The 23,857-nt window shown below is 45.3% G+C and carries 25 protein-coding genes and 1 pseudogene; 5 read left to right on the top strand and 21 right to left on the bottom strand.

Annotated elements, in window-relative coordinates; genetic code table 11:
• Window positions 1–29 precede the first annotated feature (29 nt).
• The 12 genes and pseudogenes from JFT58_RS22810 to JFT58_RS22755 form a co-directional block, all read right to left on the bottom strand.
• Window positions 30–452 (bottom strand): hypothetical protein, encoded by a 423-nt coding sequence (locus JFT58_RS22810; RefSeq protein WP_198834632.1) that lies wholly within the window; start codon window positions 450–452, stop codon window positions 30–32.
• A gap of 16 nt (window positions 453–468) precedes the next feature.
• Window positions 469–1,160, bottom strand: a pseudogene (locus tag JFT58_RS22805) (SOS response-associated peptidase).
• 131 nt (window positions 1,161–1,291) lie between these two features.
• Entirely contained in the window at window positions 1,292–1,699 is a 408-nt protein-coding gene (locus tag JFT58_RS22800; protein WP_198834631.1) for a hypothetical protein, read from the bottom strand.
• A 42-nt stretch (window positions 1,700–1,741) separates the two neighbouring features.
• Window positions 1,742–2,059: a hypothetical protein gene (locus tag JFT58_RS22795; protein WP_198834630.1), complete on the bottom strand. Its 318-nt coding sequence runs from the start codon at window positions 2,057–2,059 to the stop codon at window positions 1,742–1,744.
• Between the two features lie 46 nt (window positions 2,060–2,105).
• On the bottom strand, window positions 2,106–2,414 hold the full coding sequence (locus JFT58_RS22790) for a hypothetical protein (RefSeq protein ID WP_198834629.1): 309 nt from the start codon (window positions 2,412–2,414) through the stop codon (window positions 2,106–2,108).
• A 52-nt stretch (window positions 2,415–2,466) separates the two neighbouring features.
• The gene (locus JFT58_RS22785) at window positions 2,467–2,868 is read right to left on the bottom strand and encodes a hypothetical protein (protein ID WP_198834628.1); all 402 of its coding nucleotides are present in this window, start codon (window positions 2,866–2,868) and stop codon (window positions 2,467–2,469) included.
• Window positions 2,846–3,226, bottom strand: coding sequence for a hypothetical protein (locus JFT58_RS22780; protein ID WP_198834627.1), 381 nt, complete (start codon window positions 3,224–3,226; stop codon window positions 2,846–2,848). Before JFT58_RS22780 ends, JFT58_RS22785 begins: the two co-directional genes overlap by 23 nt.
• Before the next feature lie 34 nt (window positions 3,227–3,260).
• Window positions 3,261–3,626: a hypothetical protein gene (locus JFT58_RS22775; RefSeq protein WP_198834626.1), complete on the bottom strand. Its 366-nt coding sequence runs from the start codon at window positions 3,624–3,626 to the stop codon at window positions 3,261–3,263.
• Window positions 3,627–3,666: 40 nt separating this feature from the next.
• The gene (locus JFT58_RS22770) at window positions 3,667–4,677 is read right to left on the bottom strand and encodes a DNA adenine methylase (protein ID WP_332875134.1); all 1,011 of its coding nucleotides are present in this window, start codon (window positions 4,675–4,677) and stop codon (window positions 3,667–3,669) included.
• 142 nt (window positions 4,678–4,819) lie between these two features.
• On the bottom strand, window positions 4,820–5,380 hold the full coding sequence (locus tag JFT58_RS22765; RefSeq protein ID WP_198834625.1) for a hypothetical protein: 561 nt from the start codon (window positions 5,378–5,380) through the stop codon (window positions 4,820–4,822).
• 130 nt (window positions 5,381–5,510) lie between these two features.
• Window positions 5,511–5,897, bottom strand: coding sequence for a hypothetical protein (locus JFT58_RS22760; RefSeq protein ID WP_198834624.1), 387 nt, complete (start codon window positions 5,895–5,897; stop codon window positions 5,511–5,513).
• A gap of 437 nt (window positions 5,898–6,334) precedes the next feature.
• Window positions 6,335–6,799, bottom strand: a complete 465-nt coding sequence (locus tag JFT58_RS22755) for a hypothetical protein (protein WP_198834639.1) — start codon at window positions 6,797–6,799, stop codon at window positions 6,335–6,337.
• A 227-nt stretch (window positions 6,800–7,026) separates the two neighbouring features.
• On the opposite strand from JFT58_RS22755, the gene JFT58_RS22750 reads away from it, so the two are divergent.
• The 5 genes from JFT58_RS22750 (at window position 7,027) to JFT58_RS22730 (ending at window position 14,524) form a co-directional block, all read left to right on the top strand.
• A complete protein-coding gene (locus tag JFT58_RS22750; protein WP_198834623.1) occupies window positions 7,027–9,819 on the top strand; it encodes a hypothetical protein in 2,793 nt (930 codons plus the stop codon).
• Between the two features lie 49 nt (window positions 9,820–9,868).
• Window positions 9,869–12,469, top strand: a complete 2,601-nt coding sequence (locus JFT58_RS22745; protein WP_198834622.1) for a hypothetical protein — start codon at window positions 9,869–9,871, stop codon at window positions 12,467–12,469.
• Between the two features lie 71 nt (window positions 12,470–12,540).
• Entirely contained in the window at window positions 12,541–13,065 is a 525-nt protein-coding gene (locus JFT58_RS22740) for a hypothetical protein (protein WP_198834621.1), read from the top strand.
• 155 nt (window positions 13,066–13,220) lie between these two features.
• Complete coding sequence (locus JFT58_RS22735; RefSeq protein ID WP_198834620.1) at window positions 13,221–14,366, top strand: zincin-like metallopeptidase domain-containing protein; 1,146 nt, start codon at window positions 13,221–13,223, stop codon at window positions 14,364–14,366.
• The gene (locus JFT58_RS22730) at window positions 14,363–14,524 is read left to right on the top strand and encodes a hypothetical protein (RefSeq protein ID WP_198834619.1); all 162 of its coding nucleotides are present in this window, start codon (window positions 14,363–14,365) and stop codon (window positions 14,522–14,524) included. Before JFT58_RS22735 ends, JFT58_RS22730 begins: the two co-directional genes overlap by 4 nt.
• A 2-nt stretch (window positions 14,525–14,526) precedes the next feature.
• On the opposite strand, the gene JFT58_RS22725 is transcribed toward JFT58_RS22730, so the two are convergent.
• From JFT58_RS22725 to JFT58_RS22685, 9 genes are all read right to left on the bottom strand, one after another.
• Window positions 14,527–16,125 carry a hypothetical protein gene (locus tag JFT58_RS22725; protein WP_198834618.1) on the bottom strand — a complete coding sequence of 533 codons (1,599 nt, stop codon included), beginning with the start codon at window positions 16,123–16,125 and terminating at the stop codon, window positions 14,527–14,529.
• A gap of 104 nt (window positions 16,126–16,229) precedes the next feature.
• Complete coding sequence (locus tag JFT58_RS22720) at window positions 16,230–19,109, bottom strand: hypothetical protein (RefSeq protein WP_198834617.1); 2,880 nt, start codon at window positions 19,107–19,109, stop codon at window positions 16,230–16,232.
• Between the two features lie 66 nt (window positions 19,110–19,175).
• The gene (locus JFT58_RS22715; protein WP_198834616.1) at window positions 19,176–19,583 is read right to left on the bottom strand and encodes a hypothetical protein; all 408 of its coding nucleotides are present in this window, start codon (window positions 19,581–19,583) and stop codon (window positions 19,176–19,178) included.
• Window positions 19,584–19,703: 120 nt separating this feature from the next.
• Complete coding sequence (locus JFT58_RS22710) at window positions 19,704–20,252, bottom strand: hypothetical protein (RefSeq protein ID WP_198834615.1); 549 nt, start codon at window positions 20,250–20,252, stop codon at window positions 19,704–19,706.
• Between the two features lie 253 nt (window positions 20,253–20,505).
• Window positions 20,506–20,925, bottom strand: coding sequence for a hypothetical protein (locus tag JFT58_RS22705; RefSeq protein ID WP_198834614.1), 420 nt, complete (start codon window positions 20,923–20,925; stop codon window positions 20,506–20,508).
• A gap of 69 nt (window positions 20,926–20,994) precedes the next feature.
• A complete protein-coding gene (locus JFT58_RS22700; protein ID WP_198834613.1) occupies window positions 20,995–21,873 on the bottom strand; it encodes a hypothetical protein in 879 nt (292 codons plus the stop codon).
• Window positions 21,870–22,262: a hypothetical protein gene (locus JFT58_RS22695; protein ID WP_198834612.1), complete on the bottom strand. Its 393-nt coding sequence runs from the start codon at window positions 22,260–22,262 to the stop codon at window positions 21,870–21,872. The genes JFT58_RS22700 and JFT58_RS22695 overlap by 4 nt, the downstream gene beginning before the upstream one ends.
• Before the next feature lie 134 nt (window positions 22,263–22,396).
• The gene (locus tag JFT58_RS22690; protein WP_198834611.1) at window positions 22,397–22,891 is read right to left on the bottom strand and encodes a hypothetical protein; all 495 of its coding nucleotides are present in this window, start codon (window positions 22,889–22,891) and stop codon (window positions 22,397–22,399) included.
• 48 nt (window positions 22,892–22,939) lie between these two features.
• The gene (locus JFT58_RS22685; RefSeq protein WP_198834610.1) at window positions 22,940–23,284 is read right to left on the bottom strand and encodes a hypothetical protein; all 345 of its coding nucleotides are present in this window, start codon (window positions 23,282–23,284) and stop codon (window positions 22,940–22,942) included.
• Window positions 23,285–23,857 lie beyond the last annotated feature (573 nt).

Below are 23,857 nucleotides of genomic sequence, written 5' to 3'. Positions count from 1 at the left end.
ATTTGCCATGGACATTAACTGCGTCATTCTTAGCGAGCATGCAAAGCTTTTAAGCTCAGCTCATTGATTGTGATCCGATTTTTCAAGGCATCACTTACACCTACCTCGCAGCTTTCCCTGACCACCGCCGAGGGGTTAGGACCGGGCTTACCAGACGCCTCAAAGTCGTCATAGGCTTTGTAGCCCATCAGGTAATACTCCATGTCCACCTTGGCTTGAAGGTTCTTCATGAATTCGGGGATTCGCTTGTGATCGATTTCGGGCGCGACCTCCAGCCCCTTTCTCAGAGAGGACAGGTAGCCATCGTAAAGCTCATCTCGGTCGCATCCTTTCAGGTGCGCCAAATCCGTTGGTGCGTGGATCTTGTACATGAACTGAATATCAGCAGCCACAGCTTGAAGCGAACCAGCCAGCCCTACGCAAATCAGCCCTGCCTTCACGAATCCCTTCACTACCCTGCCTTCCTGTTCACGTAATCGACTTGATCAGATATTCGCCTTTATTTTTGACGTTGCCAACGTCCTTGCTTACCGGATACCACTCAAAATCCTCAGCCGGTTGACCACAGTCGCGAGCGATTTCCTTGGCACGGTCTTTCGAGAGGTCTGGTGAAAGCCACTCCCTCGCAAGCTCAGGGGAAAGCACCACTGGACGCCGGTCGTGTACGTCAATCATCCCGCCCTGAGCATCAGCAGTGATTATCACCATACCTGCAGGTTCGTCAGGCGATGGACCCGGTTCTCCTGCGCTAGACCAGCAAAGAACATTGGCTTGCGTGTTTTGAGCCTGATGAAGAAAGGTTGCTTCTTCTCATCACCGGGTTCCTTTACCCATTCGTACCAGCCATCAGCCGGAATCAAAGCCCTGTGATCCGGGAACAGAGTCTTATAGAACCTGCCTCGCGCAATGGTTTCAATCCTTGCGTTGATTGGCTGAACAACCTTCGTCTTTGGGTAGTGAATCTCACGCTTCCAGCCCCAGTGAACAGCCGAGATCTCAGGCTTGCCAGCATTCGTGTGGATCACCTGAACATCAGTGCTTGGAGCGATGTTGTAGCGCTCCACAGGCTTGGTATCGACCTTGGCGAACAGATCGCCTTGCGGGTCCAATTCCTGAACGTACTCATTCATAGACCTGAACATCACGAATCGACCACACATAGCCTTCTCCCGTTTGCGCGTATACGTGTGAGCGTAGCTGTGTGCGCAAGTTCAGCTTTTCCAAATAGCAACAAAAAACCGCCCATAAGAGGCGGTCGGTTAAAATGCAGCATAAGCTTCTCACTGCCTATTTACTTGGCGACCATTCTTTTCCTTTTGGCAATTTCAAAAGGAAAGCATTCTTGATGTGTTTGATAAAAACTTAAAGACCAAACATTTTCTGATTCAGCAGAATCGTCTTCGTCATTAATATAACCTTTAGCAGAATATTCGGTATTCCCTATTATTCTATGCCTGTAAAGTTCAGTTTCAAATTCAAACTCTTCAAAAAACGATCTCAAATGGATCTTGTGCCCTTCCAATATTAAAACACCTCCTTCGCTCTCATACTCAATCATTCCATTTTTAGTCATTGTTATTTTCTCAACGAAACCGAGGCTTTCAGCATTGCCCTTTATCTCTCGACAAAGCTCAATCTGCAAATACTCATCGTGAAACCATTTAACAGTGTCTTCATACAGCGAATAGAATTCTTCCATTTTTGTTTACCTCATTGCTGCCAGCGGAATTGCTGACAGGTATTACTCTTCTTCTTCATCACCAGCATGATTCACCTCAAACTGAAGTTTTGTTCCGTCTTTAAGCACGGCAACCATACGTTCCTCATCAACCATTTCAAATATTTCAGAATTCAAAAGCGATGATGGATCGTTAGAATAATAAAAACAATCAATCCAATAATCATAAAACTCACCATCAAATGTATGATCAGCGTCGTATATTTCGAAACATTCGTTATCATTGACTCTGACAAAAAGTGCATATCCGTCATCAGGGTTATGAGTCAGTTCACAAACATTATCCCAAAAACTATCTAAATCTTTTATTGATACGCTCATTATTTAACCTCATTACTGCCAGCGGGATTGCTGACAGGTATTGCTTTCATTCTTCAAAAGGATCTTCATCAATTTCGAAATATAAAATTGCCCCATCAGTGAGTGATACTGTCATTTCTTCAAAGTCAATTGATTGAAATTGATGTTTTAAAATAATGAAATCCTCATCAGTACCCCAACACTCAAGCCAATACGTCAGATAATCACCAATTTCGCGTTTACCTAAGTCACTTATTTGAGATCTTTCATCTTCATCAAAACTGACATAAATCACTTCTTTCTTTTCCTCACCCTCGTAAACCGTCTTCCCTATAAGCTCCCAAAACAGGTCTATTACTTTTTCATCAACACCCATAAACCACCATCACAAATTACTGCCAGCGGAATTGCTGACAGATATTACTTTGTCATTCGATATAAAAAGAAAGGGTAAGACAATCGCCTTCAAATACAATCTCGACAGTTTTTTCACTGACGATTATTTCTTCTATATCTTCGTCAGTAATATCCATTACCCCTCCATAAAGCCAGTCCCAATACCGCACGCACATTTTATCTGGCGTAAAATCCAAAGCAGTTTCTGGAGTAATAAAAATCCTGATCTCACTTAAGTCATTTTGTACAGTCCATTCCTGAATATCCGTAAAAAAGCCACGACCTTTCGAAACGAAGATATTGCACCCATGTAATTTTACGAAATCAGCGAATTGCTGGAATTTTTCAACGTTATTATTTCCCATGAATTGAACCTCATTACCAATCAGCGGAATTGCTGACGGATACACCTTAATCAAAACAATCACAATCAAAAAACTCTTCTATTGATTCAATATTCGAGAATTCATAAAACTCCTGAAGAGAATCGAATGAAATCTCACCATTAAAATCATTACCTGACTCTTCAGTAAATTGAAAGGATACTGAATCAGCACCTGTTTTAAAAATAACTTCTATGTACTTAAGGAAAAATTCAACAAAACAATCCCCGTCGAAAACGTCATCACAATAAACAATCCTTATCTTTTCCTCGCCAAAATGAAACTCATCGATTCTGTAAAGCGAGTTAATACATCCAAGAACGTTACTAGTGTCAAAAGGGTTATTTTTAGAAAATTTATCCACCCAGTCCACACTGGCGTTTATTTCAAGCGTAAAAATCATATACATAGTTACTTACCCATTAGTTGATGGCGCGAGCCTGTTAGTTAGTTGTGTAGCTTTCTAAAGCTTCTTTATGAATCCTTTTAAATCCTCTGAGAATCTTCACAAATTCCAAGTCCTGAACCTTGCGACGGAAGCATTTCGCATAGATTTCATTGCAACGATTTCTGACTTCCACATCGCAACAATCGTTGTCAAGTCTAGGATCTTCATTCCACGAAGCAAATATCAATCGAGGAATGATTTCATATATAGGCTTTCGTTTTGGATGAGTCATCCACCCCGAGGTTCTATTGTTGAATCCCGCAAAAATCGGAAACGAAGCATTATGCGATTTCAATTCCGCTTCACATTCTTCCTCGCTTGGAAAATCAAAATCTACTGCATCACTTTTTCTTGTAGCCATTTTCAAACCCACCTATTCAATTTTAATTTAAAAAGCGTTATTAGCTCGCTTTGTGCAGCACATGAAGGTATTCAGTCACATAGGCTTCATTTGAGGCTTCTGTACGACTTTTGAATTTCTTGTGCTGCATTTGTTTCATTTCATATTTGCCATACGAATTCATCACATCACCAATCAATTCAACTGGCATGATGCTTTCGTTCGAATAGCTCATAATCAGATATTCGAAATTGGCAGATTTCACTAAACGCCTGAATTCACCTTCAACCTTTGGCTTGCTGGACCACGGAGAGACGTTCCTGCCTTCAGGGCGACCAGTAATCCCGTAAACTTGGGGTTTCTCATTCTTTGCCATCGTGTTCAACAAGTGATAAGCGTTGCTGTACTGCGTTGCAGTGTACGGAGGATCGAGATAAAGAATGTCTCCCCTCACTTCCTTCAAAAGCGCGTTAGCATCTCCTAGATACACTTCATTGCTCGCCACGGGTTCAGTCAAATCAAAGCCCTTGAAGACGATTGGCTTTAAAGCACTTGTGGTAAATTTTTTGAGGTACGCCAAGTACATTCCTGTTGTGTTCGATACTCTATCCGCACCTTCAAGCACTGAACAAAGACAGTAATAAAACTGCTGGTCAGTCAGTTCACCACGCCCATACATGCCGTAAACCAAAGTGATTCCTGCATCAATCTTCAAAGCATTTTCATTTGTGAAATACGTGCGACCACCCGACTCGCTATAATTTTGGAAAATAAAACCCTCCTCATTTTCCATCGCATAATTCATATAATCGATAATTGGCTGACACTCGTATGCAGTCGATGAATCGTTAATCAGTAGATTACTCAACGTTGCATAACTGTAATATTCCAGATCATTTGCTACGACTTTAAAGCGATCTTTGAAATGGTTAGCAACTTTTCCCGAGCCACTGAAAAGGTCGCACAAAACGATTTCATCAGAAGGCTTCGAGATTTTAGAAGCACATTCTGTTACGACAGAATCAATAAAACCCAAAAGCTTTGTTTTCGAACCAATATATTTGATACTCACACGCGCACAGAGCGGCGCACATCGTCAGGAATTGACGTGTGGAAAAGACTTTAACTTTTCGGGTTTGCACTGCTGAAATCAATCAGCCTTTAGAAATTAATAATTTCAGTTAGTGCAAATAGATGAAGCGACGTGTTGCGGATTAAGCTTTTTTGAAACGTGGATACAGTTGATTAAGACCAATACCAGCATGAACCTTTATGTATTGCCCGCCACCTACATGAACAAATCCTTGCTCTTCAAGATTTGGACGTTTCGAATAACCCCAAAGATCAGCGGCAATTTTCTTGATTACTTTTCGGCTCAATTTGCCTTGGTCATCCCACTGTAGAGTGGTGATATACAGGCTTTGCTTGGCTTCGATTTTGAAAATCTCAGACAATTGTTCACAGCAAGCAGTAATAACCAATTCTTTAAAATCTGGTTTGAGTTTCGTTATTTCTGAAAAGACTGCCGTTGGCGGACAAGTTTTTGTATCAAATCGAAATTTCAAAACCCCACTACAAGCGCGGATTACTTCGAAATTAAAAGCTTCACTGTCTGAATGCCATACCTGTTCAGGTTGCTTACCGTTGAGAGGTAGAAATTTTTCAAAATCAATGAATTTACGTTCTTGCTCAACGCTGAAATACTTATTGATGAACGATTCAATCGAAGCCTCAGAGCCTTTCAAAACTACTTCGTTGCGGAAAAGATTTGCCATGATATTTAAAGCCTGTGCGCTACCTCTGAATGAGGAAGCGAAGCAGAGTTACTGCTTGGGTTTGCACTGCTGAACTCAATCAGCCTTTAGAAATGGAATCATTTCAGTTAGTGCAAGAAGGTACACCAAATCAAAAAACGAATTGCTTGAAATGTTCCAATGCTTTGTCGCTAATGAGATTCGCCCATCCGCTGAACATTTTAGTATTTTCTGGATAAATACTTATTTTCTCTACAACCTCAGACCGGCGTGTCAGTTCCAAATAGCGAAATGAGGATTTATAGTCAATCCCAAAAACCATTGCACCCACGCATTGATCGGTAAGCAACAAACGCTTCTGCTTTTTATACGGGTAACCATAGTCAACAAATGCCTTGATCATTTCGAGCGTTAAACCTAAAGCTTCTTCTCTTTCACTTTCAACAAGGTTAAGCGATTCGAGATATTCAATTTCTTTGTTAATCAGGTTGCCTAGTACAGCACGCAGTTGCTCAATTGTTTTTTGATTGTCGCTCACATTAATGTTCCTGTTTTGCGAATCCCATTGATTCGATGAAGCGAACTTTAATGATTTTGAAAACAATGTCAATACACTGAAAACTAAAGGTGTCAACTGAAAAAAATGGATTTTTATTTAAGGCAAAAATCTTTAAAAACATTTTTCGATATTTGCATCGACTGGAAGGATGCCACAGTGAGGCTGGAAGCCTTAAGCTGCCTGCCTTACAGCACTATCCTTAAAAATATTTAAAGAAAATGGTCCAAATTTCGATTCTGTTTTTTTGTGATTTTGCGGAGGGGTTTGAGTAAGCGGACTGAAAATGCACAGAAAGAAGGCAAATTTCGATTGAGAAAATCGATCAGGGTGTACGCTTCAATAAAAACGTTTTGAAGAAATAATCAGGATTGGCGCTTGCTGAACGTGCGTGAGAGCCAAACCTTGTGACGATCTGGTCAGTTTGCCCTGAAGGTCAGTTCACCTTTTCTCCATTTCGCTACCTTACCAATCGCGTTTTTGAGGACAGTGGTCATCCCTGTTTCTATGGGAGCCGAGGCACCAAAGACCATCAGAACCTTCTGAAACTCTTTGAAGACGATTCCCTGACCATCAGGCACGCTCACCGTTGCGTAACCACTGGTGCCGTACACGTCGATCTCTAGGGCGCGAAAGCGAACCTCGAGGCAACCACCATCCTTCGTTGGCTTCACGCTCGCTTTGAAGTCTCCCAGCGAAATGGTCAGAGCCTGCCTGTCGTCAACTACAAGGTTCTTCTCCTTATCCAACTGAACGACGTACACGCCTTCAGGGCTTTGCTCACACAGGTAGATCACTGGGAATCGATTGAGTAGCTTCACAAGGTCGTTCTTGAAGTCGCCAAGCGTGAAAAGCGCGATGGGATCGAGGTGTGACATACGCAGGAGGTCGCTCATAGTGCCGGAATAGCTCGATTGTAAGCTTCTAGCGGTTGCTCTACCAACCTTACGCATCAGCCTGCAGGTGACTACAGAGACAGAGCAAACCACCTTCCAGACGCAGATCCTGTCCACTCCAAATCACGGATTTGGGGATCGTGCTTCTACAAGCCGCTAACCTAGCAGAAAGGGACAGATGAAATGGTATAATATGACAAACCAAACGAACAACGATGAAACGCTTTCTTCCCTTTCTCCTTCTCCTTTCCGCGCTTTGCACTGGCACTGCCTTTGCTGATACTGACTCAGCGACTTGCGGCGTATCACAAGACGGGAAATCCATCGACACAGAATATGTAGTCTGCCCTCAAAACATCGGTCAGAACCTCAAATACAGCTTCCTTGGCAGTGCCACTTTTGGTGAAGTGAATAACAACACTGGGGTGCTGAATAGGTCTGCTGCGATTGAAGACGGATTGTCAGACGGGCAAAAGAACATCAACGCTTCGAACCAGTACACCGTTAGCGTTATCGTGATGCTTGCTTGGGGTATCGCACTGTTCCTCGGCACCTTTCACCTTGTAGCAATGCTCATCGCATATTTCAAAGCGGGTCTATCTGGAGAATTGCAGGATCAGGACGGCAAGCCAGCGCGCTACAAGACGTGGGGGCTATACACCTTAGCTACGTCAGTGGCTGGCTTTGGCATGTTGATGCCGGGTTTGTTTGGTGTGAATCACGTACTCAGCGCCGGGGCTTATGGCTTGATTGCCGCTTCAAATGCCAGTGCCGAGGCAGAAGCGCAGATCATAGGCAGGTTTCTCAATCGCCAGATCAGCGGCAACCTCGAACACACAGAGGCGGCTGACACCCTCAAAGACTATAGAGAGAAGAAAGAAAACAGCCATACGTACTACTCAGCTGAAGCCACCATTGCGGGGCTAATCTCTACGAGCTTGCTGATCTCCAACACCTCAGCCTTCAACAACGCCATCGACAACCTCAAGGTGCATGACGCGAGCTGGAAGGTCCGAGACCTAACCGCTGACGTGTGGCAGCCGAACAACCAAGACGGAATCTCATTCGAAAAGCGTTTTTCAGAAGATCCTAACCAGAGAATGTGGGCTACTGATGCCGTGACCTTCGCGAAAAACCCAACTGACATTGGCGACACGCTTTCGTACCTCAAAGCTGTGAATTACAACAAGAGCTATAGAGACTTCGACGATATAGACGCTCTCGAAAGCCAAACCACGAAGCTCATGAGCGACATTCGAACCACCTCCTTCTACGGCAATCCGGCTGGCTTCCAAGAGATAAAGGAATCCGCAGCATCGCTCTTTTTCAAAGACGCACAAGCCAACATCATGAGGAAGAATTTCTTACAGTGGATGGTCAAATCGGATGAGATTGCTGATTTGATTGTCAATTACGCTTGCTCGAAATCGCTTGGCGATAGAATGGCTGCACAGAATTTCATTGACACACACACTAAGCCAGATTCACCGAATGGCAGCGGAAATCCTTCGTGCGTGGACAATAACTGGAAATTGATGGGGTTAGGACAGAGTGAGCAGTATGCAACGCAAATCCATGACAAAACCAATGCGTTAATTGACGAATACTATAATACACGCCTGAAAATCAACACTCAGTTTCATAACTCAATGTTCAATCAAGATCTTTTCAAAAGACAGGTTGAGTCCTACCAGAAAGGATTCCTCCATCTTGTTTGGACGATGCCCGCTATGTCAGATGAAGCGAATTTCTCAGCGACTTCGCAGAACCAGTTCGGCTCATCCTCACCGATGACCACCATCCAAACGCAAGCCGTGGGCACGTACATCATCGACGATTGGGCTAGGAAGCATGGCTATGGCGACGGGACCACGTACAACAGCTTGAACATGGGCGAGGTCGTTCGTGAGCTGAACCTCATACCGAATTCCGATGGTGCCCCTAGCCTGTCTGACAGCGCCGCAATCATGCAGAAAGCGTACAGCACGAACGCTACAGCATCAGCCCAGCAAGCTGACTTCTACGAAGCCATTGGCGTTGGGCTGGAGAATCCAAAGGTCGAGCTGGACGCTTGCGTGAACACCACAAAGTATCCTGTGACCTGCATGCAGAAGTACGGTCAGCAGATCTCCGAAACCATGACTCAAATCATGTACCTCGCCGCGACTACAAAGCTGATTGGCTACGCAGCCACTGCGTATGGCGACAAGAAGAAAGAAAGGGTCATGAGCGATCAAGCTAAAGCCGAAGAAAATGCTGGTGTGTCGAAAGACAAGATCAAGAAGAACCAGAAGAAATTGAGCAAGACGCCGAATTTCATGCAGATCGTAGGAGCCATCACTGGCGGTTTAGCGTCGTTCTTCTTCGCATGGGCATTGAAAGGATACATGCTCGCAACGATGTTCAAATTCCTTGTCATATCCATCATGACCGGACCTTTCTTCTTGCTTTACGTGCTTAATATTTTCTACCTATTGCTTTTGATAGTGACAATGCCTTTCGCGATTCTGGCTTTCTTCAAGCTGAACGATAGAGATAACCTCATGAGAATAGGCTCAACAATGCTTGGAATATTCTTTAGCACGATTGTCTTTGGACCTTTGATCGTTTTCTTTTACGTGTCGAATTGGGAGATTGCCGCAGCTCTTGACCAATCAATCATGAAATACGCAACCAATGGATTAGGCGCAGCATTAGAACAAAGCGCGAATGTCATCACTCAGAAAATGATTGAAATAGTCGTGTCAGGTGCAATTTTCTTCATCGTCCATATCTCTTGCACGAAATACGCAATCAAGATGCTCGCTCAATCTGTGGCTGTGATGGACCTCAAAATGCCTCACTTGCAATATGCGGATTTATTGCTTCACAGGATTGAATTGATGTGTGGGGTCGCCACAGTTGGTATGTACACTGTAGTGAATGCAATCGCTGATAGAAAAACTGCAATAGGCGTGTACAGACTACTAAGCAAACTCGGGAGGAAATACCGCCCTAACCGCAGATAAACGCAAGGGGCAAATGGTATAATAAGGGAATAAAAACATAACATCACTTATGAAGCGTTTCCTTTATTCCCTCTTTCTGTTGCTTTCAATGAGCGTGGTTTCACCAGCCTTCTCTGCCGATTTTGAGGTTGGCAAAGACTGGGGAGCCACCTCAATGAATGGATACAACACCGCAAGCAAAAACCACGAAGCGAATTACAACGACTACGAGCGTAAACAAGCCTTGGTTTTTCCTCTGCTTGAATCCGTGCTTGGCTGTCACATGACAAAAATCATCCATGACGGACCATTTGACACTCATCTGTTCTTTAACGGCGAATACAAATGCCTTGGCGCATCGAATCTTTTCAACTCAGACACGTACCGTTTGTATATGGGTCCGATTTATCTAATAGTGGTTTTCTTCACTGCGATTTTCGCAGGCTTAGCTATCCGAATTCCACTGTTGGCATTTTTCGAAGCGATGATCTCTATAGGTCAACCGGATAATGGTAAAAAGGGGTATACAAAGGCTGAAATTCTTGGACACTGCATGGTTATCGCATTCGTGGTCCTTTCGCTATTCCCAATCTACAAATCTGATCCAGAGGCGGAGCGGGAAGACACAAACATGCTCATGGTCGCTACCTACTCAGCCATCGCATGGGTCTTACAGGCAGGGAATTTCAACCTCCAAGCTCTCTTGTCTACACAGTCAGTTGAACAACCCTTCGTGTCGATTCCTGTACCCAAGAATCAGCGCACAAGGGAGTTTTTAAACCTCATCGACTTCCAGATGTGCGTAAACCAACAGCCGGGGAAATCTCAACAGAACCTCACCTTCAACCGCTACGAAGGACACGTTACGGCGTTCGCTCAGGTCGGTAGCTGCATACTCAACATCGACCATGAGATCGATGAAGGGACGATATTAGCGGCATCCTCGAACGGACTGCCTGACTTGTACCAGCTTGAGGTTGAAGCCCTTACTGATGCCTACACAGTGGCGATGACAGATGCTGCCAACATCGCTTCCAAGCTCAGCAACCACATGGACCTACCGAGCGGAATGGTTGGTGATGAATTCGACAAATCCATGTCCTGTGAAGCCATCAAAAGCTACGACCTTGGACGTACTGACGCGACTGGGATGCAAGCCTACGTCTATGCCTCTGCAAGCTGTATGGCGGAGACGTTCATCCAACGCATCACTAGAGCGCCGGGGGTCACTGAACAGAGCCTAGTAGACGCCAAGGATCGCTGGGTTCAGCTCTGCCAGACCAACACCAATATGAGAGATCTAGAAGCCACTCAGAGAGCTTGCGCTGAGAAGATGTGTGCGAGCGATTCAAGCCCTTACATGTGCAGCGCGCAGATCAATAATTACGCTCGCTTGCTGGGTAATCGCTACGTCACCAACCCCTCGTACATGACGCTTCTCGGATGGTTCATACAAAGCCAATACGCTTCATCGAATTTCGACAAGCCGGGCAAGCTTTTAGCGAATTCGACCAAGATCGACAGCTACCAATCCAACGTGCTTGAACAACCTGTGATTCAAGGCAAGCCAGCGTTCACAGTGCCGTACACGAAGAACGTCACGGCTCAGGAAAGACGCTGGAGCAGCGCCGCTATCATGGATGCATTCCAAGCAGAAGCTTCAATGAATCTGGATTTCTTCGGCTTGCTCGACAGGTACTTTGCCATTGGCAATGACGGTCCTTTCGGGATTTTCAGAACCATCGAGTGCATCAGCTACCCAAGCCAAAAATCCCCATCCGACAGGATGTGCGCCTCGGTGTTCAAGGAATTGGACATGCTGGGGAATCGCTTGATAGCAGCTTCCGCAGAGATCCGAATCGGCACAAAGGCGCTATCCATCATGTACACCAACCCCGCTGACAAGGCTAAGACCAAGGCTGGTGTGGAGATGGCTCAGGCGTCTATGAAAGCTTCCGCGAAGATGTTCGGCGGGTCAGACGCAATGGTGGTGTTCGCTACAGCAGCAACGGCTAATGCAGAAGCCTCAGACATTTTCTCCGAGTACGGGACAGGCTTTGGACCAGAAGCTTCGTACCTGATTGCAGCGGTGTATGCGAACGAGGACGTTGCAGGGTTTGCCAACACGGCTGCAACTTATCTATGGGTCATGGGGATGTATCTGAAATTCTCCATCCCGATAGCTTTCGCGATGATTGTCATATCTTTCTTCCTCGGCATGTGGACGAAAGTCACTGCCACAGGCATCGCGAGCATTCCCCACTTCATCCTGTCGATGGGGAAAAGCAAGAACGCTATCGACCCTGAAACTGATACGTGGAAGCCAATCGAATCCATCGTCGTGTACGTCGCGAGCTGGAGCATGTTCGGAGCAGTGACGTTCCTCGGCGTGGCGTTCATCAACACCCTATTCATGTTCCAAGCGATTCCGTTTTCAGCGTACTCGAACACCTACATCGCATCAGCTAATGCGAGCACCATCGCAAACGCAGTAGACACGATTCTGATGCTCTGTCTGTACCTTGTTTTCGTGTCGTTCACCGTAGCGGCAGTACTGAAATTCGGCGCATACCACATCACCGACATTACAAGAATGTGGATCTACGGAAACCACTCAAAAGCACCGGACTACGAAAAAGACGTAGAGGTGGAATCAAGCAAAAGCGCATAAATCGAAGGGCTGTTAAAGCCCTTTTGCTTACCTCCAAAATGGTATAATTAGAAAAACAAATACATTTTCAAATGAACGAGCAAATCTATTACGACGAAACACGGGCTAAAAATATAGCCAAATTTACAAGCTGGATAGAACAAACCAAAAGCATTCCAAAGATTTACGCCTTACTTTTCTTTGGCGCGGTTGCGGCACCAATCGCTTGGCTTGCATGGTTTTTCATTTTAGGTATTTATTTCAGGAGAAACCCTTTCCTGAAAGCTTTGATGCCTATGCCAATCATCATCATGACTTTGCAGACGATTTTTCAGGGCGTATTGCTTTACGTCAACATCCGAATGACAGCCACTTCGACCGGCTCAACTGAGATAATCCATGTAGTGTATTTCTGCACAATCATTTTCTTTTTCTTACTCACATTAATTTTCAGCAAAATCCACTTCTCAGCAACGAAGCGCGTAAGTCAAAACATCAGAAATATGCTTTATTCACAGGGCGAAGTGACCGCTGGAAAGACCTTGAAAGAAAAAGCTTTAGCGAAAATAAATGAAGTAAAGCAGACCATAAAGGATGGTGCAGAGGCTTTAAAGTAATCCACATCAGATAATAGAAGCTCACTCCCCCGCTTTGCGGGAGTGAAATGGGCTATCCAATAACTCTATATTCTCTTCCACACAAAACAGCAAAAGCGATAAAAAGCACAAACCAGCAAATGCTATAATATTCACATAAAACAAAAAAGTGAAATATGGCAGCACTCACAGCAAAACAAAAGAAAGAATATGCAGGAGATTCCAACCAAAAGGTTTCAGATTTCCTTGCGGATCGAGTCGAAAAGATATTCGCAAAAATAGACGATGGAGAATACAAGAATATCTGGAACCACCCAGTCTTCTCAATGCCTTACAAGAACCTCGCATCAGGCACGATGTACAACCTCGAAAACTCATTGCTCCTACAAGATTCCGCGTTCGAGAAGGACTACGGCACGTCCTTCTACCTCACCGCAAAACAAGGTTTCGCTGAGGGCTTGAGCAACAAAGGCGAGAAATCTCACTGCATCATTAAACGCTTCGGTGTGCCGGTTGGGTATGCGAAGGACCAGCAGGAGGCGGGTCAGGAGAATGACGGTGAAGCCAAGGCAAAGGCGATCTACATTCCAGCCGCAAAGCTGACCGCTGTCTTCAACATCGCGCAGTTCACCGGCGAGCTTCCTGAGAAATTCAAGGCGCGCCTCAACAATCAAACGCCGAAAGCCACACCGGAAGAGCTAGAGACGGTCTACCAAGCCGTTTTGGAAACGATGCCTACTAGGCTTGTGCGTGTCGTGGGGTCGAACCACTACCGTCCGGCAGCAGACGTGATAGTCATGAACCCGTCCAACCTGTTCAAGAGCCGTCTTCACGAACTGAACACCCTGCTCCATGAGGTCTCCCACTCCTATGGGCATGAGTCCCGCAAGAATCGGATCTCACTTCGTGACTACGGTAAGGACGACAAGCATCGAGCATACGAAGAGTTGGTAGCCAACCTGTCAGCCCAATCAGTCATCAAGCATCTGGACGTGACGATAGACCCTCATACCCGCGAAGAGCTGGACAAAGGGTTCATGGACAACCATACGGCTTATGACGTGAGCTGGACACGCAACAACCTCAAACCGGCAGATGTGATGAAGGCTGCGCATGATGCAGACCGCACGGCTAATCCCATTATCTACGAGGTGGTGACGAATCTCACAGCGAAGTACAAAGCAAACCCTGAGCTTCCCCTGAATCCAACCATCAAGGAGATGGTCATTGCCCGCATCAGCTCCGAATCTAAGCCTGAGCTAGAAAACGAAGCACCGAAAAAACCCTACAAGAAATCAACCTACAAGAGAAAAATAAAATGACTAAATCACATGAACAAATCGAGCAAGAAAACCTACAAGAATTATTGGTCCTTAAAGAGCTGATCCTCGAAGGTGGATTGATAGAGGACTATGATATTCCTAACGTAGCACCAGAAAAAGAAAAGCTGGGATACCCAGCCGATCTGATTATCTACTAACCTCATTCTTGATTGAAAGTGACCCCAGACAAATCGCCGTTGAATAGCTGTATTTTCACAGTCTTTTCAACTGGCATTTCGAGGTTTTTCGTTTTGGATGTTTCAATATACCTCACCACCAACTGATTCCCGCTCAATTCAGATCCAGTCAAGCTATAGCCCTTCCCTTTCTGAATTCCGCCATTACCCACGTATTTCTCTATGCTTCGCGGCAGTAATATTTTGAATTCAGCACCACTGCCCACCGCTGCCTTGAAAGCCTTAACGACATTTGTGACATTCGTGGCGTTGTAGCTTCCGTTGCTCAGGTCATTAACGACAAGATTGAGCCTGTGCGTTTCACCCGGCTTGATGGTCTGTGCGTTGAGCATGTCCACGATTTTCGCTGAATAGCCCGAATCCGAAAGCATGGACGATGTAAGGGATAGGTTCTCGATCAGGCTTGTCTTTGTCGTGACCGCAATTTCAGCAGGCGCGGAATCAGCGCTTACCCCTGCGCATGTATTGGAAGTCACTGTGTAGTCCGTCCCAAACGGGTAGGTTTTGCTGCCATTGGGTGCAGTGGCTACAGTCCTAGTCTTCGTAATTTGCCCTGATTGACCAGCAGCACAAGCCGAGTAGATGGACTCCGTAGAGTAGGCTTTTTCAGGATCCGCTGCGCATTGCGATACATCGACGGAATCAACGATGAAAGCGGTATTCGTCTTCATCTTCACAGAATCGTAGGACGAAACGTAATTCCCGTATTTCACTACGTCGCCTAGGTACGTGCCCTTCACGACATTATAGTATTTGTCGCACGTCATGGATTCATGACCGGGCACCGTGGCTAGCTCTTGCGAAGGCAGAAGCCAACAGGTGTTGGAGAGAACCATCTCTTGCTGATGCGGAGTAGAAAGCACGTAGCTGATGAGCTTCCCATCGCCGTCATAGGCGCTGTATGAGTCGTTCGTGTAGTAGACAACCCAGTGATAGGTGATGACCCCTTTGTACCCTTCTGCGCACAGCTCACGGCGCTGTGTAGGGTTCGCGGTCAGCGGAGCGGCTTTGCAGGTATTGTTTGATACAGTCCAAGCCGAAAAATTCTTGGTCGTGCCATCGGTCCACATATCATAGGTTCTGGTCTGTGTGATCGAGCCTGACTGACTTGCTGGACAGCTATAGGAACGGCTCTGTGTGTCAGTGCGACTCTTGATAGCTACGCATGTGCGGCTCGTTTCGTACCAACCAGACGGATTCCTTGTCGAACCATCTGACCAAACCTCATACTTTTGCTGCGTGTTGATGACGCCTTGTGGCTGCGTGGCTGGACAGGTCTGAGTGGAATTGCTGTAGCCGTAGTAGCTGAACACAACTGCAGGCACATCCGCTTTGCACGTATCGGAGACCTCACGCGCATTCCCCCAGTAGTTGTTTGCATGACAGCCAACGTTGTTCCCATTGACCGAAATCGCTTGGGTTATGGAGCCTGTCTGCCCTGCTGGGCAAGCGATGGTTCTTGTACAAGTGACCCACCAAGATCCGCCGTCAGCAAAGGTTTTCGGCACGACGAGATAAAGCATTGCAAATAGCAACGCAAACACCATTTTTCTACTTTTCATTATTCTTATGGTTTGTTTTATACCTGTAGTGTAACTCCAGCAATGCCACTATTTTGATATTAAGCAAAAAAAGCCCATGAGGGCTTTCTTTGTTTGCAGCAGAATCAGTAGGCTCTGACGGAGTTCAAGGCGCTACCAGCCTGCCCTGCGTCGATTAAAGGAACCTCGAAGCGCTGTACAGACCCGGTATCCAGAATCGATTTGGATTGTGTGTAATGTACAGTTAATTTGCCGGTGGATTGGCTAAAGCTCACATCACGAATGACCGTTTTGCTCGCATTATCCTTGGTTATTCCACCTTTGCCGATGTAGCTCACAGGGCTGCGAGGTAAGCTGCCAAGGTTGATTTTTCCGCCTGTCTTGCTCACCCAAGCGTGCGTCAATGCGCCCAGCTTTTGCGAATCGACAGCGATGGAATCGACAGAGATGTTGAGCTTGTAGTCCCCAAAATCAGCCGCCGCATTGTTCACATAGTCAGTGATTACCTTGACCTGAGCACTGTCAGACGCTTTCACAGACTGGTTCGCAAGGATACCGCGAGCAGCGCCGTTAGCTATCTCGTTCGACACATCTGCCTCAGAAGGCGATGAGCAGGTATTTTCGACTACGCTGTACGTCTCACCATACGGATAGACCTTTGTTCCATCAGTTTTCGTTGCTGCATAACGAACGGATTTGATGGAGCCAGATTGACCAGCAGAACAATTCTCGGTTTTGAATTCGGATTCGAAATCAGACAATTCAGCTACGCAATTATTCTGACGTGAAATCTCTACGAATTTTGTTCCGCTCAACGAATACGTCACGTCTTGCCCAAGAATTATGATGGTCCCAACCTGACCGTTAGGGCAGCTCTCGCTGATTTCCCTCGGCTTGGTCTCGATCAAATCATCAGTCAACGTCTTGCAGGTATTGGTCAAAGCCGTTTTGGTTTTCGCTGTATAGTTTTCCTTTCTGCCGTCAGCGTAGAGGTCGTATGTCCAGTCGAATCTGTACGTCTTCTCACCAGTCTGACCTTCCTCACATACCTCACGGCTAAGCTCGAATTCGTGAATCGTCACGAAGTCATCTGCAGGCTCAGCAGGATCGGTAGGCACTGTCACTGGTGGCGTAGGGTCAACAACCACAGGAGGCACAACGCACGCATTGTTCGTCACTGACCAGTCACCATACTGATCCTTCACGCCGTCTGACCACAGCTTGTATGAACGCTGTAGCGTGATGGTCCCTGTGAGCGGAGCCGTGCAGTTCTCTGTCTTCGTTTCCACCGCATCGACTGAGGTACGGACAGGCGTACAGGCTTGAACGCTATCAGACTCCCATGTGCCGTACTGGTCGATGTTCCCTTTCCCAATATCCCAATCTGGTTCGACGTATGACTCAAAATCAGAGAAGTCGAAAGGGACCAAATCCCCTGTCTTCGCAGAGTGGAAATAGTATTGCTGCGTCCCATACGAGTCGAACCCGTACCAGACAGAAACGGTGCCTATGCGTTGAGTCGAACCACCTTCTACCCCACCTACGGTTGAGCCAGCAGCGCAGTTTTCATACCCGAATTCAATCCATCCTTCCTGCGGTGGAGTCGGTTCAGGCAGCTCCACCGACACAGTCTGGCAAGCAGCAATGCTGTTCGTGTCGAGCGCACCATACTTCTTCACCATTTCCTCTGTGATCTGCGGGAACATAGAGAAGCCATCTTGCTCTGTCATGGTGATCGGCGTGTAATTCACCCCGTCAAAGAAGTAGTTCTTGGACGTGAAGGTTTTTGGGTCGAAGAGGTAGTAGACCGGCACCTTGCCTGTGCGCACGTTGCTTCCACCAGTGGCTCCCCCAACGGTTTCCCCGGCTTTGCAATACTCGTTGTACGGTAAATCGAAGCTGTACGTTGGCACCGCCGGAGCTGTCACGACTGGAAGGCAAGCAGCCTCACTGCCGGGAAGCATGTAGCCGTATTTATCGACCAGCGCCTGAGTCGCAGTTGGGTAAGGAATGATTCCAACCGCTGATTGAGCAGTGTAGAACGTGTCATATGACCCAGTAGCGTTCTGTCTCATGCTCCATGAGCTGGTCTGATTTGCAGCTTCATAGCTGTGGTAGACGGTGATAGTCCCGACTCGCATTGTGCTTGCACCAGATGCACCACCAACGGTAAACCCTGCAGGGCAAAACTCGCGGTAGTCGATGCTTGAAATTGGCGAGTAATTCTTATCGCCTGGAACCGTCGGATACGTTGGCTCAGGTGTAGGCTCGACAGGAGCCGTTGGTGGGGTTGCACAGGCTTGCACACTGTCTTCATTCCATTTGCCGTAGCTATCAACGTCAGCAGCGGTGTACTGAGGGAAGCTAAAGCTCCCGTCTCCGTTGTCCGTCATCGCGATTTCTGAGTACAAGCCATTGAAGCTTTTTAGGTAGTACTTGCTCTCGCCTGAGCTGTAATTGACTGTGCTGTAGAACGGGATTGTGCCGGTTCTGTATGTCGATCCGCCTAGCACACCACCTACAGTTTTCCCGTAGGGACACGCAGTCATCACCATATTATCAAATGAAAAAATCGGGTCTTCTTGTGCAGGAGGCGAGACGATTGGATCGTCTTTGATTGGATAACACGCTGCGAGGGTCGGCGTTATCATCCCCCTAACCTCTACACCTTCATCGAAACCAAATTCCTCGAAGAAAGCTGTGAGATCGTTTTCCCACGCGCCTTCAAGGGGGTCGTGTACTAAATACTGACCAGTGAATTTACTCTTGACGTAATGGATTCGGGTGCCCAAGCCTTGGTTTCTATCGTAATAGGCTGGGTAATATCCGTACCCTCTATCGACACCACCAAATTTGTAGCCCGAAGGGTCTGTAGTGAATCCCGATTGGCACGACAATGAAAGAGCTAGTGGTTCATAGTCAATGGCTGAATTTGAGTCGAAAGCTAAAGCTTGAGCGGTCGAACCCAAAAGAAATGCTGTCGTTAATATTTTTATTGTTTTCATTTTTGAGCATATTATTCGTATGCTCATATTATACCAAATTGCAACAACCAAACTGCGATATAGCGCTTATTCTCTTTCCTCAAAAATCATATCTACATTTTGCTCTGATTCGCACTGCACCAGAAGGCTTTGTTGATAGCGCAGCTTACAAATGCAGTCAGCAAACGCTTTGGCTGCGAAGGCTGGATGCACGTCAATTAGGTGCTTACGAACCCTTTTTTCATAAGCCTCATAGTCAAATTCATGCTTCTCGTTGTATGCGGTGTACACGCTACTGAGCGCAGTGTGTATTGCTAGGATAGGGAAGTTCTCGAACGACTCCATTGGAGATTTGTCTTTCTCAGAATCCTCAAGCATTTCATACGTTCGGAATTCTTCGAAGGTATCGCCAAGCCTCTTCAACGTTGCTGGCATATCGTAGTCAATGTTCAGCGTTAGGTGGGGCTGGTAACGGTCCTTGAAGGTCCAATGCATGATGGTTCTCCAGCTCATCGATGCCCAATGATTGATCGATTCCCCGCACCTGACAAGATCGAGACGTAAAAAACCCGCTTAAGTGCGCGGGCTTTCTAAATGTAAATATGAGGAATCAGCTCAGTCATGCTGATCGGGAATCAGCTCTGTCAGACTTCCTCCTTGTCTGATGTATTTTTTGAAGGTCGGAAAAGAAACCCCAAGTCTGAAATTATCGTGCCAATACTCATAAGCATAAAATACGTTGAAGACTACCCCCCTGACAGAAATATCAAAGAGATCATCTGCGAAGCTCAAACCGTAATATCTATAGACCCTCAACTGCTGAGTCTCCTCATCAGGTGAAACAATATATGAGCTATGAAATTCCCCAGATGGAGATTTTATAAAATAGTAGTCTTGATCCTTAGCCCCTGCACCATGACATTTTAATGTGCAAATATATTTAAGATTATCCAGGTCAGTATTGAACAATACATCGTCGAATGTATCCATGAATGCTTTCAACTCATCCTCATCCATTTTACGAGCAACAGGTTCCCACTCATGGACTCGAAACGAATGAGCAAAAAATTCCCATTCGTTAAATTTCAACTCTTTATAAAACGTAGTTTTGTTTCTGGATGGAGCGAATGATACGCGAGAAAAGGGGCTACTTGTAGTTTTCATAATTTATATTATTTGGTTAGTAAGCAAATTATACCAAATCGTTTAACACCAATTGACTATTAAAGAAAAATAAACCACAAAAAAACCGCCTACGTGGGCGGTCAAAAAACTCGGAGAAGTTTTTAATAACAAATAATTTAAAAATGAAAAATGTAGGCAGACTCGAAATCTCACAACCAAATAATACTTTTTATCTACCTACTCAACTATTCTACCATTTTATTCTGACATTCAAGTCTTAAGCGAAAATATTTTAGATTATTTCTGCATCGCCCCACTGCGCAGAGACAGACTCAACCTTATGGGCGCGTAAGCAATACGCCTTGAAAATGACAAAGCCAGCCGATTTCAAATCAGCTCTTGTGATTTGATTAGTGAAATCTCGCACGTAGTCGTTCCACGTCTCTTCCAAATCCAGATCACCATATTGACCGAAAAGGCAAGCAAGTACGTCATGGATGGAGAACAGCTCAGTCAATTGCTTCTCATCGAAAAGCACGCTTTGCTGCGCAAGAATTGACTGGACGTAGGACAGGTCTTCGGAAATGGTGAAGGCTTGGTAGGTTGAGAGGGTCGAAATCAAAGCCGGAACAATCTCAGCGACATTCATAGTGAATTGGAGATACTGACCAGCCTTATAGGGATTTTCAAAAACATTTTCAGGAAGATTCATTTGCTCAATTCCTTTGTGCGGGACTGAGAAAATTATTGATCGATCCGTAACCGCCTGCAAGCGATTCCTTCAGAAATCGCAAACCTCTTCTTTAGGCATTTCGCGTTGCACGAAAAAGCCTTTGATTTGGTCGATATGATAATGCTCTTTGACCAATTTATTTATCAATCGCCTTTCAATGTCAGCTTCGTCTATCACGTCACCAGCTTTATTGGCGTTATAAACCATCATTTTTAGGCATGACTCGAAATAGAAGTCATCATTGCCAGAACGGTCGATTACAGGCGCTTCTGGCTCATCGTGCAGATCTGCCAGCCCACCCTTCACAAACGTCGCCAGACGCCCTGTACAAGCTTCGCAATCGCGGTTTTTCGCACGATTGGGCTTCACCAACGTTCCTGACTTCTTGTCCCAAAATCCGGCGAGAGGGATGCAGGCTTCGAGGTCATCGATCTTCTTCAAGCCGAATTTCACTTGGAAGCTGCTGGCTACCTTTTTCGCGTATATCGTGTCCTTCTGGTGCTCTGTCACACGGAAGCGCAGGACCACTGAATAGAACCTCTCTAGGCGGTCGTTCTCGCTCAGGAAGCTCACGAAGCAAGGGGATGCGCCTTCCACCTCCACCAGTCTTGTCAGCTCACTGTGGCTCACGTCATAAAGGGCAACGTAATGGTACTTAGTAGACTTGCATTTCACGGTGATGGTGTAGCCGTCAGAATTGTACTTGCTGAGGCAATTCCAGAGCCTTGGCTGCATGAAGTCCTCAACGGCGTACCCAGTGGACTTGAAGCCAGATTTCCGAGGAATATGGTTGATTGTGAGGTCTGTCTTGCCCTTTCTGCGTAGCCCAGCGTTGGGCTTCACGATGATGATGTAGTGGTCAGCATCAAAGGCTGAGAGCTGGCTCACAAGGAATTTTTGGCGGTCCTGTACGGAGGCATAATTCATATCGCACCTCCAGTAACCTTGGACTGAACACCTAAAACGCTATCTGGAAACTCAATCACCAATCTGAGGTTGAGCTTTTTGAACTCGCCATCGTAGGCTCCGTGAAATTCTTTACCGAAAATATTGCTATTCAAGGTAAAAACGCTCACCGCCTCCCAATTCACAATGCCTGTGCGCTTGTAGACCTGCAAAGCATTATTAATCGTGTAAACATTGATACCGACCTCTTTGGCGATATTCTGCTTACGCCATTTTGAAAGCGTAATAATCCCATCAGCATCGACATACTTAAGCAATTCTCTAAGCAGAGCTGGGGAATAGGTAGGTAATTTGTAGATTCTAGAAATAATTTCTAGATAATTGTTAAGCTTGATTTCTGAGGTATTCATTTAATTTTATATTGTTATACCTAAATGATACCATACCGCTAATTCAAATCCAGATTTAACGTTGATAAATTTTGATTATTATTATAATAATTCTTGAACACGACTGAGCATTAATAAAACCGTGCTCAAAGTTATCAAAAAGGGATTCCATCTTTATCTTCCTTAACCTTCTTCAATGCGGGCTTACGCGCCTTGAAATTCTTAATAGCCTCTTCCTTGATAAAACCATTTTCATCCAGAGCAGCGAAATTAAGATCCTCATGAAATGTCGAAGATTTAAGGGCGGCTACCTCAGATTCCGTCGAATACGCCTTCGAATTGATTCTGAATTTTGTAATCCCGGTGCGGTTGCACGTAGATGTTTCAATCAGGTTCATCATCCTAAGTACGTTCAACGCTTTTGTGCGAGTCGCCGCATTCTTGATTCCTAGGGCTGTGTCCAGATCCTGCAAATTAGCTTCACATTCATTTTTCACGTTCATTTCATCAATTGCATAGGTCAATATGGCTGATGCCAAGCCGCTGTAAATATTGACAGCAGCGATGATAGGCGTAGCTTGTCGATATGTTTTTACATAGTATCTTGTTTCTGGCTTCTTTTTTGGTAGACTAGTAAAAGGGTTTCTCATAATTTATTCCGTTTGGGTTATTCTATAAGACTGTTAGCGCAGTCTTTTTTATTGTATTCTGTTAATCTTGGCTTCAACCACATAAACAGCGGGACCGCTTTCACTTGCCTTCTGCACTAAATCGCAATAAATCAAATCCATACCCTTCAAAACGTTCAAAGCCCTTCTCACGGTCTCTTCTGACTTTCCAATATAATCAGCCAAATCAGTAATCGTCACGTATGCGATGAACTGGATTATTTTTATATCGTCACGCTTAGTGGCTTCTGAAACCATGCATAAATACATCAATAAAGCATAGGCATTGATGTTTTCCTTTACTAGTTTTGCTAACTTGCTTTGCGTGCTGAAGTCAGTTTTTATTTTAATATAGCTATTGTTCGAATCTCTCATAACTTACCTTTTTTAATCTTATCTAAAAAATATAACATATTAAAACCTCAAATTTGAGGATTAAGCAAAAATAAATACAAAAATAATAATCCACCCATGCAAACGGATAAATTCTCTGTACGCCAACCAAAACTCAATAACGTGGTTTGAACATGGTTTTTTTTAATGTTCAAAAAAAACCAAAACCTCAACTATGAGTAAAAATAGGGCTTTGAACACGGTTTTTTTAATGTTCATAAATAGACATTTTAAATCTTTGAACATGGTTTTTTTAATGTTCGATACCCCTACAGCCCTTTAAATTCAAGGGGGTATTTTCTATACGCACGCGTATGCGCACGCGCTAGAGTTAAAGCCTACTTCGAAAAAAGTTTAGGCTCTGGCGAATCCTTACCGCTACCAGTCCAGAATGGAAGCAGAATTTAGGGGGCTAAGAAATTGGAAACAGGAAAGCAGCGAGTGGGAATAGACATTCTCGGCGTGTGAAATCCTAGAATTTTCTCATTGCGAGAAATTCTTTATGAAATCAAGAACGCTTGCTACGCAGAAAGGTAAAGAACAATCGCTTCGCGG

The organism is Pseudomonas sp. MF6767 (genome assembly GCF_016405475.1).
GTDB lineage: Bacteria > Pseudomonadota > Gammaproteobacteria > Pseudomonadales > Pseudomonadaceae > Aquipseudomonas > Aquipseudomonas paracarnis.
This window is presented reverse-complemented; position numbering and strand designations above follow the sequence as displayed.

Excerpts from the sequence above, each read along its gene's own strand:
- JFT58_RS22705 (WP_198834614.1), bottom strand. The coding sequence starts at position 20,925 with ATGAATCTTCCTGAAAATGTTTTTGAAAATCCCTATAAGGCTGGTCAG.
- JFT58_RS22690 (WP_198834611.1), bottom strand. The coding sequence starts at position 22,891 with ATGAGAAACCCTTTTACTAGTCTACCAAAAAAGAAGCCAGAAACAAGA.
- JFT58_RS22800 (WP_198834631.1), bottom strand. The coding sequence starts at position 1,699 with ATGGAAGAATTCTATTCGCTGTATGAAGACACTGTTAAATGGTTTCAC.
- JFT58_RS22795 (WP_198834630.1), bottom strand. The coding sequence starts at position 2,059 with ATGAGCGTATCAATAAAAGATTTAGATAGTTTTTGGGATAATGTTTGT.
- JFT58_RS22715 (WP_198834616.1), bottom strand. The coding sequence starts at position 19,583 with ATGCATTGGACCTTCAAGGACCGTTACCAGCCCCACCTAACGCTGAAC.
- JFT58_RS22790 (WP_198834629.1), bottom strand. The coding sequence starts at position 2,414 with ATGGGTGTTGATGAAAAAGTAATAGACCTGTTTTGGGAGCTTATAGGG.
- JFT58_RS22745 (WP_198834622.1), top strand. The coding sequence starts at position 9,869 with ATGAAGCGTTTCCTTTATTCCCTCTTTCTGTTGCTTTCAATGAGCGTG.
- JFT58_RS22725 (WP_198834618.1), bottom strand. The coding sequence starts at position 16,125 with ATGAAAAGTAGAAAAATGGTGTTTGCGTTGCTATTTGCAATGCTTTAT.
- JFT58_RS22780 (WP_198834627.1), bottom strand. The coding sequence starts at position 3,226 with ATGTATATGATTTTTACGCTTGAAATAAACGCCAGTGTGGACTGGGTG.
- JFT58_RS22775 (WP_198834626.1), bottom strand. The coding sequence starts at position 3,626 with ATGGCTACAAGAAAAAGTGATGCAGTAGATTTTGATTTTCCAAGCGAG.
- JFT58_RS22720 (WP_198834617.1), bottom strand. The coding sequence starts at position 19,109 with ATGAAAACAATAAAAATATTAACGACAGCATTTCTTTTGGGTTCGACC.
- JFT58_RS22765 (WP_198834625.1), bottom strand. The coding sequence starts at position 5,380 with ATGGCAAATCTTTTCCGCAACGAAGTAGTTTTGAAAGGCTCTGAGGCT.
- JFT58_RS22730 (WP_198834619.1), top strand. The coding sequence starts at position 14,363 with ATGACTAAATCACATGAACAAATCGAGCAAGAAAACCTACAAGAATTA.
- JFT58_RS22740 (WP_198834621.1), top strand. The coding sequence starts at position 12,541 with ATGAACGAGCAAATCTATTACGACGAAACACGGGCTAAAAATATAGCC.
- JFT58_RS22685 (WP_198834610.1), bottom strand. The coding sequence starts at position 23,284 with ATGAGAGATTCGAACAATAGCTATATTAAAATAAAAACTGACTTCAGC.
- JFT58_RS22750 (WP_198834623.1), top strand. The coding sequence starts at position 7,027 with ATGAAACGCTTTCTTCCCTTTCTCCTTCTCCTTTCCGCGCTTTGCACT.
- JFT58_RS22695 (WP_198834612.1), bottom strand. The coding sequence starts at position 22,262 with ATGAATACCTCAGAAATCAAGCTTAACAATTATCTAGAAATTATTTCT.
- JFT58_RS22700 (WP_198834613.1), bottom strand. The coding sequence starts at position 21,873 with ATGAATTATGCCTCCGTACAGGACCGCCAAAAATTCCTTGTGAGCCAG.
- JFT58_RS22710 (WP_198834615.1), bottom strand. The coding sequence starts at position 20,252 with ATGAAAACTACAAGTAGCCCCTTTTCTCGCGTATCATTCGCTCCATCC.
- JFT58_RS22735 (WP_198834620.1), top strand. The coding sequence starts at position 13,221 with ATGGCAGCACTCACAGCAAAACAAAAGAAAGAATATGCAGGAGATTCC.